The organism is Plantactinospora sp. WMMB334, assembly GCF_049179095.1.
Taxonomy (GTDB): domain Bacteria; phylum Actinomycetota; class Actinomycetes; order Mycobacteriales; family Micromonosporaceae; genus Plantactinospora.
Window position 1 is genome coordinate 6,685,361 of sequence record NZ_JBMHME010000002.1, and the last position, 15,864, is coordinate 6,701,224.

Below are 15,864 nucleotides of genomic sequence, written 5' to 3' on the forward strand. Positions count from 1 at the left end.
AACCTCTATCCCTCAAGTTCTAGCCTCCACGTTACGAGGGGAACCACAGACTCCAGCACCCGCTTCGTCAACTGCTGCAGCAGACCGCCCTCACCGGTGAGCTTCAACCCTTCACCACGTGCCCGGTCCACCAGCAACGCGATCAGCTGCTCATCCGTGGCCGCACCCACCGACCCGCCCGCGGGCTCCTGCTCGATAGTGGTCTCGGTCGTCATCTGGCGCATCTCCCTTGATCAGCAGATCCGCCGTTAGTTGTACACACCCGAACCGGCGCACATCCAGCCACCGCTGCTCATCCATCGCCCCCACCGCCAGCCGCCCCACGCCTGCCCGATCACGACCCGAGCAGCCTCACCCTCAGTCACCCGCTGACGACGGACAAACAGTGCGCACCTCTGCAAGATCAGCGTACATAGCTCTGCACTCCAAGCCGTACCCCGACAACGCGTGCGTTCCGGAACGGATCAAGCCGCGGGCGGCAGGGGCGGGCCGGGCGGTTGTTCGCCGTCGGCGGGCAGGTGCAGTGCCTTGAGGATCGCTGCGACCGGTACGCGGTAGCGGCTACCGAACCGCAGCACGGCGACCGGGAACTGGTTGCGTTTGGCGAGGTCATAGGCCGCGGCGCGGGACAGGCCGAAGATTTGCGCCGCAGTGGTGATGTCGGTGACCGCTCCGAGCGCGCGGATGCGCTCGACGGTCCACGCCTGGGGAGGCGTTGGTACGCCTTCGGCAGAAGCGGTGGCTGTGCTGTTCATGGGATTCGTCCTTCGGGAGTGAGGGAAGGGTCCGCCACCGGCACGGTGGCGGATTCTCGGAATGGGTGGGATCGCTGGTGTGGTGGTCAGCCGGGTGGCTCCCACCGGCTCCGACCCGGCTGCGCCGCTCGGTGACCCACAACGCCGGATGCTGCCCCGGCGACAACAGCGGCCTGACCTCGTCCACCCACTGCTCCAGGACCGGCACGACCCAGTCCATCTCCGGCACCGTCAGGACCGTGCGCCGTTTGGGTGCACCGCCGCGTGACGCCTTGCCGAAACGGACGAACAATGCCCCGAACCGGCCGTACCGAGCTGCTTTCGGGTTGTGCCGAAGGTCTGCCAGGTCCAGACCGCAGCACTCCTGCCGACGTAACCCGTACGCGTAGACGGTCTTGAGCATCGCGGCGTCGCGCATCGCGGTCAGCGAGCCCTTCCGACGCCGGCTCCGGATCTCCTCCACCCGGCCGTCTGCCGCATCGAACAGTGCCTGCACCTCGTCGTAGGTCAACGGCCGCCGGCCCGGGTCCCCCTCGTAGTCCGATACGTGGACCACGCTGTTGTGCTCGTGGAACACCTGCGTGACGGAGGCGCCGAACCGCTGCTGGCACTGCTCCGGCCACCCGTAACGGGGATCGGCCGCGTACTCGCAGAACATCCGCAACGCGATCTCGTATCCCCGTGCGGTGGACACTCGGATCGGCTTGGCCCCGGAACGCAGGTCGGCGATGAACGCCTCTGCTTCCGCGGCCGTCCACTGCCACGGATACAGGCCGCTGAACGACATCAGCCGGCGGACCAACGCCAACCGCGGTCCGATCGTGGCCTCCTGATCGAGGAACCGAGCCGCCTGTTGCCGGGCCCAGCCCGACAGCATCGCCTCAACGACCGCCCGCTGCGGATCCAGCGGGACGACACCTTCGACCAGCTCCAACCGCGCCGAACCGGCCATTTCCCCCGCCACAGCCAGCTCCCATCGGCGTTGCATTAGAAGCAACATTGTTGGGATGGAAGACGTATCGTGCAAACGTCGAGGTCAGCCGTCGAAGATCAGTTAGCATCATCGATCAAGCCGTCTCGTCTGGCTGGCCTTGGTCGTCGACGGACATCCCGAGTTGTTGCATCTGATGCAATATGCGCTGGTGGGCTTCGTCGTGGAACGCGGCGCTGATGTCGATGCCCACGTAGCGGCGGCCGAGTTGCAGCGCGGCGAGACCGGTCGTCCCGGCGCCGGAGAACGGGTCCAGAACCACACCGCCTGGCGGGCAGCCGGCCGCGATCGCCCGCAGTGGCAGGTCGATCGGGAATGGGGCCACGTGCGACCCCCGGTAGGGGCGGGTCGCTATCCGCCACACATCCCCCGGGTTGCGTCCCTTCGGGTGGGCGGCGGTGTGGGCGTGGCCGAGCGGGGCGAGGTTGCCTCGTCCGGCCCGGGGCTCGACGCTGGCCCCCTCGGCGCCGTGTTTGCCGGCGCCGTAGGCGGTGGCGCCGCAGCGGCGGGCGGTGGCGCCGACTCCGCCGGTGTGGCCTTTGCGGGATCCGCCGATGATCCGGGTCCCGTCGGCAGCCTCCGGCCTGACGAGGGGGATTCGGATCGGATCCAGGTCGAAGTGGTAGGAATGGGATTTGGTGAGCAGGAACAGCAGTTCGTAGCTGGTGGACAGGCGGTCGCGGACGGATTCGGGCATCGGGTTGCTCTTGGCCCAGATAACCGCGTTGCGCAGGTACCAGCCGCCCGCCTGAAGAGCGAGGGCAGCCCGCCAGGGCACTCCGACCAGATTCTTCGGAGGGAGCATGTCCTGGACGCGCGGCATGGAGGGTCGCAGCCCGCCGGGTTGCGGCCGGCCTGCCTTCGGTGCGCCGCCTGCGGCGCTGCTGTAGCAGTCGCCGAGGTTGGCCCAACAGGTGCCTGTCGGTGCGAGGACTCGTCTGGCCTGGTCGAAGACCGCGACGAGGTGGTCGAGGTAGTCGTCCAGGGCTGGTTCGAGTCCGTATTGCGGGTCGATCCAGCGTGCCTGGCAGGCCGGGCAGGTGGTGCCGTCGGTGCGGCGGGTTCGGCCGATCGGGTGCGGGCAGGCCGGGGCACCGCCGTTCCAGGCGCCGGTGCCGTAGTCGCGCAGCCCCCAGAACGGTGGGCTGGTGACGATGCAGTCGACGCTGGCGCCGGGCATGGCGGCGAGGACCTGGCGGGCGTCGCCGAGATACAGCTCGACCGGCCCAGCCTGCCGGTACCGGTAGGGGTCCAGCGCGGTCGGATCGGTCATGTCGGCACCGCCCATCGGTGCGGGCAGGACAGCAGCCGCAACGCGGTGGCGGCCTGCTGGGGGACGACGCCGTTGCCGAGGACCCGCAGTGCGAGCGTGCGCGGCAGGTCCAGCTCCGGATCGGTGACCCAGTGCTCGTCGAGGCCCATGAGCCACTCGACGAATGGTGGGGCCAGCACCGGTTTGCTGTGCCGGCCGAGCTGCGTCGGGTCCGGGGCCGGCCGGCCGAGCAGCGTTTCCCACCGCGCGACCGCCGCGGCGTAGACACCCCAGTGGGCGTCGTCCGGCTCCGCCGGCTCGGGCAGGTCGGCGACGGTGGACCGCAGGTCCGCACCGCCGCTGCCGTGCCGGCCCGGCCCGCGCCCGTCCGACGCGGTCGGTGTCGGCAGCGTGCGCGGCGGGATGCGGACGGCAGCCGAGGGCAGCGTCAGGTCCCCGTGCGAGCCCCGCTGCCCCGGGCAGCCCTTCGCGCCGTCCGTCGCCCGCGGGGTGGGCAGTAGCCGGGTGGTGTCGGTCAGCGTCCGGCCGGCGGTGACGTTCGCCGACGACCGGCTGTTCGCCGCGGTCGATGTGGGCAGTAGGGCCGCCGCCGCACCGCCCCTGCCGTCGTCGTCGGTGCTGGTGGCCAGCGTGGAGGTCAGGTGTGCGGCCCACTGGTGCAGGCGGGGGCGGCGGGTCGGCTTCGGTGACGGCGAGCGGTTCGACCCGTGCCCGATCGTGGTCGGGGTGGGCAGGAGGCCCTGGCGGGTGCCGGTCGGCTCGACCAGATCCGGCAGTCCGTACTGGTGGCCGGGGCCCTTGCCGTCACGGGCGCATGGTGTTGGCAACGTCGGCACCCCCTCGATCTGTGGGAGTGGCCAGCAGGAACAGTCGGTCTCTGCGGTGGGCCGCGCCGATGTCGGATGCGCGTAGGCATAGCCAGCTCGTGTCGTACCCGAGCGCGGCCAGGTCGGCGTGGACGATGTCGAGCCCTCGCCGCAGGAGCGCGGCAACGTTCTCCACGAAGAGAAGGCGCGGTCGAAGTACGCGAACGGCTCCCGCGACGTGTTTCCAGATGCTGGAGTGCTCTCCGGTGATACCGGCTCTTCGTCCCGCGTTGGAGATGTCCTGGCAGGGGAAGCCCGCCGTGAGGATGTCGACCGGCTCGACGTGGGTCCAGTCGACGGTGCGGATGTCGCCGAGGTTGGGGATGCCGGGCCAGTGGTGGGCAAGAACGGTACCGGCGTGCCGGTCGGTCTCGGCGTACCAGGCGAGCTGGCCGCCGAGCACCAGCTCGACGGCCAGGTCGAGGCCGCCGTACCCGGTGCACAGTGACCCGATCCGCACTTCTGCGCCGGGTGGTTGGGGGTGGCGGGCCAGGTCGGCACTGCTCACGCCACCCCCGGCCCGGTCGTCGCAGCACCGGCGTCGAACGTGTCCGCCGGGTGTGGGCAGGTGAACGGGCCGCATCCTGGCGTGTCATCGGGTGATGGCCGGTTACGGGGACGCAGGATCACCTGGTCCAGGGGCACCCGCTGCGCGTGCAGGTAGTACCTGCCCCGCAGCGGTTGTCCGTCGGCGTTGGCCCGTGCCGAGCCGTGCCGGATCGCCGTGTCGAAGGCGACGGCGTCCGCCCACTCGGCGGGGCTGCGCGCCTTGAGGTCGGCCCAGAAGCTGTCGTCGTGGAACGGACACCCGATACAGCTCGACTTCGGGGTGTCCCCCATGCCGTGTTCGGCCAGGTAGGCGACGCAGTCCTCGCGCCGCCATTTCAGGTCGAGCAACGGGAAGACGTGCCGCATGTAGCGCACGTCCGAGTCCCGCGCCCGGCCGATCTCGTCGAGGGAGATGCCGATCGCGACCTCGGCGTACACCCCGTTCGGGACCCGGATGGGGTGTGGGTAGCCGAGCCGGCGGCGGACCTCCCGCTTGATCGGTTTGATCTTGTATTCGTTGGTGCACTGCCGCCGGGCCATTCCTCTTTCGCCGTGGGGGCCGAGGCAGAACAGCGGCATGGAGGCGAACCTGTGCTCGGGGTCGAGTGCGTCTGCGCGGATGTCGCCGCCGGCGACCCGCACCAGCGGGATGCCGGCGCGTTGCGCGATGCCGGTCAGCCGGTCGAGGTGTCGGTAGACGGCCTGCGGCTCCCAGCCGGTGTCCGAGAAGACAGCGGCGTCGAACCGCGGAATCCTGCCGTGGGCGGCCAGCAGCAGGCAGGTGGAGCTCTGTATCCCGGCGCCGAGAGACAGCAGCCTGATCGTCGGTGGGGTCACGCGGCCTCCCCCGCGGGCAGGGGGCGTGCCAGGACAATGACGTCCTCGTGGGCGATCAGGTGCATCGGCACCCCTGCCTGGCGGGCCTTACGTACGGCGGAGAGCTGGAAGAAGCTCGGCCGGGCGATCAGCCGCCCGCCGCGGACCGCGGCGAGTAGCGCCACGCACCGCTCGACCGGGACGAGCCCGGCGGCGGTTCCGGCGCCGATGACCGCCGAGGGCAGGTCGACGAGCTCGCCGCGCTTACGCCACGGCCGGGCGGTCACCACGACCACGCCGCCGGGCTTGAGCAGGGTGGCGCAGCCGGCCAGGATCTCGGCGAAGCCCTCGGCCAGGCCGGGCAGGTTTCGGTAGGCGAGGTTGCCCTTGTCGGTGCCGTCGTTGTAGGTGTTGTCGGACTTGCGCACCCCGGCGCCGGCCTCGGGGCGGACCAGGCCGTGCACGGTCGGCCCGTACGGCGGGCTGGTCACCACCAGCGACACCTGGCCGGCCAGCGCGGCCGGCAAGAGGCTGGTGATCCGGGTGGCGTCGCCACGCACCACCGACGCACGCCCGGGGGCACCCTGCCGGTGGGCGTGGGCGACGTTCGCGTCCGCGATGTCGCTCCACTTGGACTCGTACTCGACGCCGATGGCGTCCCGGCCGAGATGCGCGGCCTCGACCAGGGTGGTGCCGATTCCGCACATCGGGTCGAGCACGAGGTCGCCGGGCGAGGTGTAGAAGGTGATGGCGTGCGCGGCGATGGCCGGCAGCATCCGCGCCGGGTGCCGGACCGAGTCCGGTACGTACCGGCCGCGGCGCTGTACCGGTCCGGTCAGTTGGGCGGGGGCCCAGACGGACAGCTGGCCTGGCTCGGCGGCGGTCTCGCGTCGTGCGCCGCGGCCGGTGCCGGTCTTCGGGGTGCTCCGACCGCGGTCGTTGTCGTCCGGGTCGGGCGTGCCGGTCAGGGTCGTGGGCCTAGGCACGGGCGCCACCACCCCGCCGGGGCCGCGGGGTGGACGGCCGGGTCTGGCTGAACACGAAGCAGTCGGCGTGCACCCGCAGGTGCGCGACCGCCCACCGCTGGCCGTCCTCGCCGGCGGTGAGGGCGAGGAGTTCCTCGTCGGTGGCGAAGTAGGTGAACTGGTCGCCGTCGGCGTCGGCGCCGACGGCGACGATGTGTTGCAGGTAGCCGAGCCCGGCGGCGGAGGCCGCCGCGACCAGGGGGCGGAAGTCCTCCGGGGTGGCGGGCCTGCCGATCGGGGTGCCGACCACCAGGACGAGGCAGCCGCCCGGGCGCAGCAGTTGCCCGCACGCGGCGAGCAGCCAGGCCAACCGGACGCGGTTGGCCGCGTCGCCGGAGGCGTCCAGGGGCCAGCAGGCGACCACCAGGCTGGTGACGCCGGCGACGCTGGCATCGGGGGGCAGCGCGGTGACCGGCGGGCCGTCCGGCGGGATGGCGGAGTCGGTGAGGTCGTCGCCGAACCAGGCGGCCAGGTCGGGGGGCTCCGGCCCGTCCAGGTCCGTCCCGCTCGCCTCGTCGAGGTCCGTGCCGGTCTCGTCGTCGGGTTCGGTCCCTTGAGGCGGGGTGGCCGAGCCGATCATCAGCGAGGCCGCGTCGGTGAACCAGGCCTTGTGGTGCCGGCGCTGTCCGCGCTGGCAGGCGGCGGCCAGGGCGTGGCCGTCGGTGAGGTCGACGACCGTCTCGCCGGGCCGGCTGTAGGCGGAGACCAGTCGGCAGGCCAGGCGGGCGGGCACGGTGATGGTGGGGTCGTCGTCGCGGCGGGCGGTACGCCAGACGGTGATCGGCACCGGCGGGTCGCCGGCGACCAGATCAACCAGGACAGTCGGGTCGGCGCCGCCGGTGTGGGCCGGTTCGCCGTAGGGCTGCGGGGTGTGCGGGTTGGATCGACTCATGCGATGTCGGCTCCGCGCCGCGCCGTGACGCGCTGACACCCACCAACCGGGGTTTGTCAGACGTGGCGAACACCCCGGAATCTGACAACTGTCACCCGGCATCTGACAAGGCGCCCGGAAGGCCATGACAGCTCGGATATGTCCTGATACGTGGTTGGAGTGCTGGGCGCACCGCGGCCTGCGGCTGGCGACGGAGGACACTCCGACGAGTCGCGCGGTCAGATCCGTCGGGCTCTCTCGCCGCGCCCGGCTGGCGGTCACTCTCTGTATCGCGCGGTGGGGCGGCGACGGACATGTGCCGGCTGGGTCTGCGGGTCCGTGTCCGCGGGGTGTCGCGGCTCGGCACGGCCGTGCCGGCACCTGCCGGCGGCGGTGTCGGGCGGGCCCGGCAGTTCGGTGCTCTCGGCAGTTCGGCTACGCCGCGGCAGTGCCGTCGGCACTTCCCGGCCACGCGGCAGTGCCGTGGCGGTCCGGGACCGTGGCACTGCCGCCTGGCGGTTTCCGGCGCGTCCGGCAGTTCGGCGGTCCGGCATGCCGCTGCTGGGCAGCGCCGTCGATGACGGCGACACCGGTCACGGTCCGGGGAGGCCGGCCCGTGTCCGTTGCTGCGGTCCGTCCGAGCGGCACATGCCGCTGGCCGACGAGCCGGGTGCAACAGCGAGGTCGCCCAGGTGTTCGGGCCCCGTGTTCTGACTGTTCGTTGTCAGAGCCCTGTCAGATCGCGTTCCGGGTCGCGATGGGCTTCCCGGCGCCTTGTCAGCTTCTTCACGCCCATTCGGCGCTGTTCCCTGTCCCTGCCCGGCCGCGAACGCAGAGCAGGGGTGCGGAAAGTCTGACGGCGCAGCTCACAGCCCACTTCCCCACGACGGGTACCTCTTTCGAGAGCCGATGCCCCCAGCGTTTCACTCCTTACGGTCGATTCCTTGTCAGAGTCGCTGGCGTCTCGCGCAGGCGGTGAGAACCGCCGTCGACCTGCTCTGTCATGCCCTTGTCAGCGTGCTGTGGCGCACTGGGTGCCGTTCGCCGCGCCTGCGGCACATCCCACCGCCTCTGGTTTGGAGCCCAATTCCCATGAGCGAGTCCGACCTCCGTGACGACTGGCCGGCGTCCGCGCTGCAGGCCGCCGACAAAGCGTTCGCGGCACTGACCGTCGGCCCGGCGCCGCTGACCCTCGACTGTGCCGTGCTCACCGCCGGCCGCACTGCCACGTCCGGCACTGCCGATTCGGCAGGTGCCGGCACTGCCGGGCCCGGCAGGTCCGTGTCCGGAGCCGGTGGCAGACCTGCCGGCGGTTCCGGCACGTCGGCAACCGCCGGCATCGATCTTGATGCGCTGCCCGGCGACGTGCCGCTGCCGGTCCTGCGGGACTGGCTGATGGCGCATCCGAGCGCCTACACCGCCCGTGACGCTGTGTGGCGGGAGCTGGTCCGCCGCGCCCGGCAGGGTAGGCCCGAGTGGGTGATCGCGGCCGTCGGGATGGCCATGCCGGCACTGGTCGCCATGGCCGGTACCCTCGCCGCCGGATACCGGGGTGACCCGGCCGATATCGACGCGGAGATCCTCACCGGATTCTTGGAGGGTCTGCGCGGCGGCGTGGATCCGGCCCGTGACGCCCCGCACGCCAGCCTGTGCTTCGCCGCCTGGCGCGCCGGCCGGGACCTGCGCCTGTCCCAGCAGGAGTACCTGCTCTTCGACGACATCGACGCCGCCGCCACCGGGTCCCGCCTGCCGCGCCAGCCGTACGGACACGTCGACCTGCTGGTGTACCGTGCCGAGGCGCTCGGGCTCATCGACAGCGAGGACGTCGAGCCGTACATCGCGATCCGCCTCGGCCGGCGCACCCCCGAGCTGGTCGCCGAAGCCCTCGGCGTCGACCTGGACGTGCTGCGGATGCGCCTCAACCGGGCCGACGCCCAGCTGGCGTGGGCGCTCGAGGTCGGCGTCCTCACCGGACCGTGTTCCCCAAAGGTGCGCGACGAGCTGACCAGACGCCACGACATGCGCGTCAGGGTCCGGGCTGGCAAGGCCGCCGCGGCGCGCCGCACCACCGGCCCGCGCCGTCCCGTGAGCCCGGCCGCTGCGGCGGCCTGACCGACCCGCATCATTTGCTCTCCTCGGGCCCGGCGCGACGATCGCGCCGGGCTCGCGCCACGCCACCACCCCGGCGCCGCTCGCTCCCACCACGAAACCTGCTGGCGGACAACGACCACCCCACCCCGCCCGGGGGCCGCGCGGGGCGCCGGGACGCGGAACCTGACCGCAGGTCTGACATCGGATCTGACAGGCACGGGTGACGCGCCGGATGCCCGCCAGCCGCGGGGTCGGCACCCGCGGCCCTCGGTATACCGGTTGACCTGCCCTGTCAGATCCACCAACGCCGTGTCAGATCGCAGGGTGTTCGCCACGTCTGACAGAGCCCGGTTGGTTGGTGCAGCGGTTCTCGCCGGCGCCACCGACGGCCCGGACCCGGGGACGCTGCCCGCCGTCGGGCTAGTGGGAAGCACGTGCGTCTCGTGTGCCCCGGGTGCCGCGCCCCTTCTGATGCGCTGACACCACATCGAAACCGCCAACCCGTGAGGGAGGACGAGCTCCTCCCGGGGATTCTCCACGCGGTTCGCCCGTTCACCTCCTGCGACGCCCGGCGGCGGTGCCCACCCGTTCCGGCATTCGCCCCAACGCGCACCCGTCGAGGTGCGGCGCGGGGCGGGAGGTGAACCCCAATGTCCCGTACGCGACTTCCGCGAGCCCGCACGCTCCTGTTCCGTCACTCCACCTTGCGGCGCCCCACCTGGCGCCGGGCCGGCATCCTCGCCGCGCTCCTGGCCACCGCCACTCTCCTGGTCTCCGTGCCTACCGCCGCGCTCGCGGACCCGGGCACTCCGCCCCATCTCGCGGCCGACTCGCTGCACGACGTGATCGCCAACCTCCGCAGCTGGATCATGGGAATTCTGGCCGCGGTGGCCACACTGTTCCTGGTCCTGGCCGGCGTCTACTACACCACTGCGGGTGGCGATCCCGCCCAGGTCGACAAGGCCAAAGGAGCCCTGAAGAACGCCCTGGTCGGATACGGCCTGGCAGTGCTGGCCCCGATCCTGCTGAGAGTCGTGCAGGGCATCGTCGGGAATCCCTGATGGGCTGGCTGTCCCCGGTCGCCGAGATCCTCGACACGTTCATGCAGTGGGTCGCCACGGCGATCCTCGCCTGCTTCGACGCGGTCCTCGGCGCGATCGCGAAGTCCCTGTTGATCACACCGGATGTGACGGGCCTGCCGCAGGTGCAGGCCCTCACCGGCCGTGCCACCTGGATCGTGGACACGGTCTTCGTCCTCGCGTTCGTCGCCGCCGGGATCCTGGTCATGATCTCCGGCGGCGACGAGCGGTCCCGCTACACGATCAAGGACCTCGCCCCTCGCCTGGTCGTCGGGTTCATCAGCGCCCACTTCTCGCAGCTGCTGTGCGGCCTGGCCATCGAGGTGGCGAACGGCCTGACCGAGGCGTTGTCCGAACCCGGCCACAACCCCGACGGCGCGTTCACGGCCATCAACACGCATGTCCACGCCGCGGCCGGCGAACCCGGGCTGCCGGCGCTGCTGTTCGCGACCATCGCCCTGCTGATCACGGTGCTGCTCGCCATGACCACGTTCAGCCTCATCGTGCGGATCTGCACCCTGCTGGTACTCACCGCGGCGGCGCCGCTCGCCCTGGCCTGCCACGCGCTGCCGCAAACTGACGGCCTCGCACGGTTGTGGTGGCGCGGCTACGGCGGCTGCCTGGCCACGCCGGTGCTGCAGGCGATGACGTTGCAGGCCGGACAGTGGATGCTGCTCGATCCGCAACACATGCTGCCCACGCTGGGGTTGCCCGGCGATCCAGGACTGGTGCTGAACCTGTTCGTGGTCGTGGTGCTGCTCTGGTACACGGTCAAGATCCCCGGCCTGGTCGGCCGGTACGTGTCCCAGTCCGGGCGCAACACCAGCTTCCTCGGCGCGATCGTGCGCGTGGTGGTCGTGCAGCAGTTGGCCAGGACCGTTCCTGGCCTGGGCCGGGCGCGGGTGATGGCCCGATGACCGGTACCCGCGACGACGACACCGTCCGCGCCCGCATGCCCGCCGACGTGGACGCACCCGACAAGGTGCTGTACGGCCTGACCTTCCGGCAGTTGGCGATCCTCGCCGTCGCCGCCGTGGTCTTCTACGGCGGCTGGCGGTCGCTGCACACCCTGTTACCCGTCCCGCTGCTGCTCGGCGCCGGCGTGGTCCTCGGCGGCCTGGTATTCGGCCTGGCCGTCGGGCGCCGCGACGGACTGCCGATGGACCAGTGGCTGCTCGCCTCGATCCGCCACCACCAGGCGCCGAAGGCGCTGTCGACCACCGACACGACCAGCCGCACCCCTAGCTGGGTGGACGGCAGCGCCGGGCGGACACCGCTGCCCGCCCCGCTGAGACTGCCCGCGACCGCGATCGCCGACGACGGTGAGATCGCCCTGCCAGGCGCGCCGGCGGCGATCGTCGCGGCCACCACCGTCAACCTGGCCCTGCGTACCCCGGGCGAGCAGCAGGCCCTGGTGGACACGTTCGGCCGCTGGCTCAACTCGCTGTCGACACCGACGCAGGTGGTGGTCTCCGCCCAGCCGGTCGACCTGGCCAGCCACGCCACCGGCCTGGAGCAGGCCGCCCACCGGCTGCCGCACCCGGCGCTGGAGACGGCCTGCGCCGACCACGCCCGTTTCCTCGACGACCTGGCACAGCGGCGCGATCCGCTGCGCCGGCAGGTCCTCATCGTCACCCGCGCCCCCGCCGGCGGACACGGCGGGCACGCCGCCCGCCGGCGCGCCGACGACACCGTCCGGTCGCTGTCCGGGCTCGGGGTGACCACCCGTGCCCTGGACGGCGACGCGGCCACCGCCGCGATCGCGGCCTGCGCCGACCCGTACCGGCCGCCCCGCACCGGCGGCCTGGCCGCCCCCGACACGGTCATCACCGGGGCGCCACCCCCGCACACCCGCAAGAGGAAGGCACCGTCATGAAGGAACTCCTACACCGCCGCGCCGCACGCGACGCCGCCTCGCCTGCCTCCACCAGCGGGGTGGCCGCGGTGGTCGCCCCGGCGTCGGTGGAGGTGACTCCCCGCTTTCTGCGGGTCGGCGACGGGTACGCGGCCACCCTGGCCGTCAGCGGCTACCCGGCCGAGGTCGGGCCGGGCTGGCTGGAACCCTTGCTGGCCTGGCCCGGCCGGCTCGACCTCGCCCTGCACATCGACCCGCTGCCCGCCCCGATCGCCGCGGCGCGCCTACGCACCCAGCGGGCCCGGCTGGAGTCCTCCCGGCGGGCGGACAGCGACAAGGGCAAGCTGTCCGACCCGTACGTCGAGGCCGCTGCCGAGGACGCCGCCGACCTGGCCCAACGGCTCGCCCGCGGCGCCGCGAAGCTGTTCCGCGTCGGGTTGTACCTCACGGTGCACGCCAGGTCGGAGGCGGAACTTCTGGAAGCGTGCGCCCAGGTGAAGGCCGCCGCCGCCTCCACACTCCTGGAGGTGCAGCCGGCGACCTGGCGGCACCTGGCCGGTTGGACCACCACCCTGCCCCTGGCGACCGACTCGCTGCAAATGCTGCGCACGATGGACACTCAGGCCCTCGCGGCGGCGTTCCCCCTTGCCAGCCCCGACCTGCCGGCGCCGCTGCCGGGTGACCCGCCGATGTCCGGCGGTGTGCTCTACGGCGTCAACCCGGCCTCCAACGGGATCGTCTGGTGGGACCGGTGGACCTGCGAGAACTACAACTCCGTCGTCCTCGCCCGAAGCGGTGCCGGCAAAAGCTACTTCGTGAAGCTGGAAGTCCTCCGGAACCTCTACCAGGGCGTTCAGGTGTCGGTTGTGGACCCCGAGGACGAGTACGTCCGGCTCGCAGAAGCCGTCGGCGGCACCCTCGTCCGGCTCGGCATGCCCGGCGTGAAGATCAACCCCCTCGACCTTCCGGTCGGTGACCACCGGCCCGATGTGCTCACCCGCCGCGGGCTGTTCCTGCACACCGTCATCTCCGTGCTGCTCGGGCACCCCCCGCCGCCAGCGGAGCGGGCCGCCCTCGACAGGGCGATCCTGACCGTCTACCGGCAGGCCGGCATCACCGCCGACCCGCGCACCCACACCCGACCCGCGCCCCTGCTCAAGGACCTCGTCGGCTGTCTGGAAGCCGACGCCACACCGGCCGCCGCGCAGCTCGCCGCACGACTCGCCCCGTGGGTGCACGGCAGCTTCGCCGACCTGTTCGGCCCCACCACCCACGCCCCGATCGGACACCTCGTGGTGTGGAGCCTACGGCACCTGCCCGACGAACTGCGCACCATCGGCACCCTGATCGCCCTGGACCACATCTGGCGACAGGTCGACCTGCCACGGCAGCCCCGATCCACGGCGACACCACCGGCACGACGCATCGTCGTCGTCGACGAGGCATGGCTGCTGATGCGCGACGGCGAAGGCGCGAAGTTCCTGTTCCGCATGAGCAAGGCAAGCCGCAAGCGGTTCGCCGGACTCACCGTCATCACACAGGACGTGGCGGACGTGCTCGGCACCGAACTGGGCCAGGCCGTGGTATCCAACGCCGCCACCCAGGTGCTGCTTAAGCAAGAAAACCATGGCCCCTGGCGGGGCCACCCACAGGTGGGTGAAACTCGGTCGGCGGTGTCGCTCGCCGTCGCCGGTTGGGCTTGGTGCCCTCGCGGTGCCTGAAAGCAAGAATGGTGCGGGAGTCCGTCCCTGGTACCCCAGGTTGTTGCCCCCTGTGCACGTGTCTCAGTGTCATGAGTCTATGACGGGCTCTGCGAGCGACATCGCCCCTGGCTGGTGATCGGGACGGAGGCGTGTCGTTTGGACGTGTTGTACACGCATGTCGCGGGGATCGATGTGCATAAGAAGCAGGTCACAGTGACGGTGCGGACCCCGGATCCGCGGCGGCCGGCGCTGCGGCGGGAGAAGACCCGCACGTTCCGCACGTTTTACGCGGATTTGCTGGCGATGGGAGCGTGGCTGGCCGAGTGCGGGGTGACCCGGGCGGCGATGGAGTCGACTGGCGCGTACTGGTGGCCGGTGTACGCCGCGTTACGGGAAGCCGGCGGGCCGGACCTGACGATCGACGTGGTCAACGCGGCGCACGTCAAAGCGGTCCCGGGCCGCAAGACCGATGTCAAGGACGCGCAATGGCTGGCCCGGCTGTTGGAGGTCGGCCTGCTACGGGGCAGTTTCCTGCCGCCGGACGACATCCGCGAGATCCGGGACCTGACCCGGTATCAGACGAAGCTGACCGAGGAACGCTCCCGGGAGAAGCAGCGGCTGCTCAAGGTCCTGGAGGCGGCCGGGATCAAGCTGGACGTGGTCGCCTCCGATACGTTCGGCGTGTCCGGCCGGGCGATGCTGGACGCCCTCGTTGCCGGCGAGCGTGACCCGCAGGTCCTCGCCGGGTTGGCGCGTGGGGTGTTGCGGAACAAGACCGAGGACCTGCGGCTGGCGTTGGCCGGCCGGTTCACCGCCCATCACGGGCAGATGATCGGGTTCCACCTAGCCCGGCTCGACCACCTCGACCAGATGATCGACCAGGTCAAAGAGAAGATCGGCCACCCCGGGGCCCCGGGCACCAGCCGCCGGGCGGCGACCGAACCCGCCGGGCTGCTCGCCCCGTTCGCCGCGCAGATCCGGCTGCTGACCAGCATCCCCGGGATCAGCGACCGGGTCGCGGCGGTGATCGTCAGCGAGATCGGCGTGGACATGAGCCGGTTCCCGTCCGCGAAGCATCTGGCCGCGTGGGCCGGGCTCGCCCCGGGCAACAACGAGTCCGCCGGCCGGCGCCACCGGGCCCGGCACCGCAAAGGCAACACGCACGTCCAGTCGATCCTCATCGAGGCTGCCCTGTCCGCCTCCCGCACGCGGACCCGGCTCGGGGCCCGGTTTCACCGGCTGCACCGCCGCTTCGGTGGCAAGGCGAACAAGACCGCCGCCAAGAAGGCCGGATTCGCCGTCGCGCACACCCTCATCAAGGTCATCTGGACCGTGCTGGCCACTGGAAAGCCCTACACCGATCTCGGCCACGACTACTACACCCGCCGCGTCAACCCCGAGACCCACACCCGCCGACTGATCGCCCAACTCGAGGCCCTGTCCGGCAAGAAGATCGTCCTCGTCGACCACGACAACGGCCCGTACGACGACGACAGCCTCGGCAGCCACCACGACGGCGAGGCCGCCGCCTGAAACGGCCTACCAGCAGCACCCGCACACAAGCGGTGGGAAGAGCGCCGACAAGGCCGTTCTCCGGCAAAAGGTCAGACCACAAGGGCCGACAACGTGGTCGCTCTCCCCACCAACGACCCAGCTTGCCGCACCCCGGCCACCCACGGCAAGCACCTCACCATGCTCGGAAACCATCATGTCCCGGCTCCGCCGGGACGCTGCCGCGCACGTGCTCAAGGTTCGAGTTTCGTCTCAGCCCCCCAGGCCATCGACGCGGTCGGCGACGCCTTCGGCCTCACCGGTGGCGAACGACGGCTGCTGCTGGCCGCCCGCCCCGGACAGGGACTGCTCATCTCTGGCATCGCCCGGACCGGCTTCGAATCCATCAGCTCCGAGCAGGAGCACGCCCTGTGCACCACCAACCCCGCCGATCTCATCGACGACGAAGACGAGGACGACCTGTGAAACCCCTACCCCT

General features: G+C 71.4%; 14 protein-coding genes and 1 pseudogene. 7 read left to right on the top strand and 8 right to left on the bottom strand.

Going from position 1 to position 15,864, the window contains the following annotated elements:
* Positions 1 to 5: 5 nt before the first annotated feature.
* The 8 genes from ACN27G_RS28845 to ACN27G_RS28880 form a co-directional block, all read right to left on the bottom strand.
* Entirely contained in the window at positions 6 to 215 is a 210-nt protein-coding gene (locus tag ACN27G_RS28845) for a hypothetical protein (RefSeq protein WP_421497628.1), read from the bottom strand.
* A gap of 394 nt (positions 216 to 609) precedes the next feature.
* The gene (locus ACN27G_RS28850) at positions 610 to 1,782 is read right to left on the bottom strand and encodes a site-specific integrase (protein ID WP_421495865.1); all 1,173 of its coding nucleotides are present in this window, start codon (positions 1,780 to 1,782) and stop codon (positions 610 to 612) included.
* A 40-nt stretch (positions 1,783 to 1,822) separates the two neighbouring features.
* Entirely contained in the window at positions 1,823 to 3,019 is a 1,197-nt protein-coding gene (locus ACN27G_RS28855; RefSeq protein WP_421495866.1) for a DNA-methyltransferase, read from the bottom strand.
* Complete coding sequence (locus ACN27G_RS28860; protein ID WP_421495867.1) at positions 3,016 to 3,855, bottom strand: hypothetical protein; 840 nt, start codon at positions 3,853 to 3,855, stop codon at positions 3,016 to 3,018. Before ACN27G_RS28860 ends, ACN27G_RS28855 begins: the two co-directional genes overlap by 4 nt.
* Positions 3,824 to 4,393, bottom strand: a complete 570-nt coding sequence (locus ACN27G_RS28865) for a DNA cytosine methyltransferase (protein ID WP_421495868.1) — start codon at positions 4,391 to 4,393, stop codon at positions 3,824 to 3,826. Before ACN27G_RS28865 ends, ACN27G_RS28860 begins: the two co-directional genes overlap by 32 nt.
* On the bottom strand, positions 4,390 to 5,271 hold the full coding sequence (locus tag ACN27G_RS28870; protein WP_421495869.1) for a hypothetical protein: 882 nt from the start codon (positions 5,269 to 5,271) through the stop codon (positions 4,390 to 4,392). The genes ACN27G_RS28865 and ACN27G_RS28870 overlap by 4 nt, the downstream gene beginning before the upstream one ends.
* The gene (locus tag ACN27G_RS28875; protein WP_421497493.1) at positions 5,268 to 6,218 is read right to left on the bottom strand and encodes a TRM11 family SAM-dependent methyltransferase; all 951 of its coding nucleotides are present in this window, start codon (positions 6,216 to 6,218) and stop codon (positions 5,268 to 5,270) included. Before ACN27G_RS28875 ends, ACN27G_RS28870 begins: the two co-directional genes overlap by 4 nt.
* 10 nt (positions 6,219 to 6,228) lie before the next feature.
* On the bottom strand, positions 6,229 to 7,167 hold the full coding sequence (locus ACN27G_RS28880; RefSeq protein WP_421495870.1) for a hypothetical protein: 939 nt from the start codon (positions 7,165 to 7,167) through the stop codon (positions 6,229 to 6,231).
* A gap of 1,071 nt (positions 7,168 to 8,238) precedes the next feature.
* On the opposite strand from ACN27G_RS28880, the gene ACN27G_RS28885 reads away from it, so the two are divergent.
* The 7 genes and pseudogenes from ACN27G_RS28885 to ACN27G_RS28915 all read left to right on the top strand — a co-directional run.
* Positions 8,239 to 9,258 carry a hypothetical protein gene (locus ACN27G_RS28885; RefSeq protein ID WP_421495871.1) on the top strand — a complete coding sequence of 340 codons (1,020 nt, stop codon included), beginning with the start codon at positions 8,239 to 8,241 and terminating at the stop codon, positions 9,256 to 9,258.
* Between the two features lie 629 nt (positions 9,259 to 9,887).
* Entirely contained in the window at positions 9,888 to 10,298 is a 411-nt protein-coding gene (locus ACN27G_RS28890; protein ID WP_421495872.1) for a pilin, read from the top strand.
* On the top strand, positions 10,298 to 11,233 hold the full coding sequence (locus tag ACN27G_RS28895; RefSeq protein WP_421495873.1) for a conjugal transfer protein TrbL family protein: 936 nt from the start codon (positions 10,298 to 10,300) through the stop codon (positions 11,231 to 11,233). Before ACN27G_RS28890 ends, ACN27G_RS28895 begins: the two co-directional genes overlap by 1 nt.
* Positions 11,230 to 12,192: a PrgI family protein gene (locus tag ACN27G_RS28900; RefSeq protein WP_421495874.1), complete on the top strand. Its 963-nt coding sequence runs from the start codon at positions 11,230 to 11,232 to the stop codon at positions 12,190 to 12,192. The genes ACN27G_RS28895 and ACN27G_RS28900 overlap by 4 nt, the downstream gene beginning before the upstream one ends.
* Positions 12,189 to 13,892, top strand: coding sequence for a VirB4 family type IV secretion system protein (locus tag ACN27G_RS28905; protein ID WP_421495875.1), 1,704 nt, complete (start codon positions 12,189 to 12,191; stop codon positions 13,890 to 13,892). The genes ACN27G_RS28900 and ACN27G_RS28905 overlap by 4 nt, the downstream gene beginning before the upstream one ends.
* A gap of 144 nt (positions 13,893 to 14,036) precedes the next feature.
* Positions 14,037 to 15,407, top strand: coding sequence for an IS110 family transposase (locus tag ACN27G_RS28910; RefSeq protein WP_421490773.1), 1,371 nt, complete (start codon positions 14,037 to 14,039; stop codon positions 15,405 to 15,407).
* 234 nt (positions 15,408 to 15,641) lie between these two features.
* Positions 15,642 to 15,851 (top strand): annotated as a pseudogene (locus tag ACN27G_RS28915) (conjugal transfer protein TraC); the annotation flags it as partial.
* Between the last annotated feature and the right edge of the window lie 13 nt (positions 15,852 to 15,864).

What these genes read in the sequence shown, in the direction of transcription:
- ACN27G_RS28885 (WP_421495871.1), top strand. Translation starts at nt 8,239, where the DNA reads ATGAGCGAGTCCGACCTCCGTGACGACTGGCCGGCGTCCGCGCTGCAG.
- ACN27G_RS28895 (WP_421495873.1), top strand. Translation starts at nt 10,298, where the DNA reads ATGGGCTGGCTGTCCCCGGTCGCCGAGATCCTCGACACGTTCATGCAG.
- ACN27G_RS28890 (WP_421495872.1), top strand. Translation starts at nt 9,888, where the DNA reads ATGTCCCGTACGCGACTTCCGCGAGCCCGCACGCTCCTGTTCCGTCAC.
- ACN27G_RS28880 (WP_421495870.1), bottom strand. Translation starts at nt 7,167, where the DNA reads ATGAGTCGATCCAACCCGCACACCCCGCAGCCCTACGGCGAACCGGCC.
- ACN27G_RS28845 (WP_421497628.1), bottom strand. Translation starts at nt 215, where the DNA reads ATGACGACCGAGACCACTATCGAGCAGGAGCCCGCGGGCGGGTCGGTG.
- ACN27G_RS28905 (WP_421495875.1), top strand. Translation starts at nt 12,189, where the DNA reads ATGAAGGAACTCCTACACCGCCGCGCCGCACGCGACGCCGCCTCGCCT.
- ACN27G_RS28855 (WP_421495866.1), bottom strand. Translation starts at nt 3,019, where the DNA reads ATGACCGATCCGACCGCGCTGGACCCCTACCGGTACCGGCAGGCTGGG.
- ACN27G_RS28900 (WP_421495874.1), top strand. Translation starts at nt 11,230, where the DNA reads ATGACCGGTACCCGCGACGACGACACCGTCCGCGCCCGCATGCCCGCC.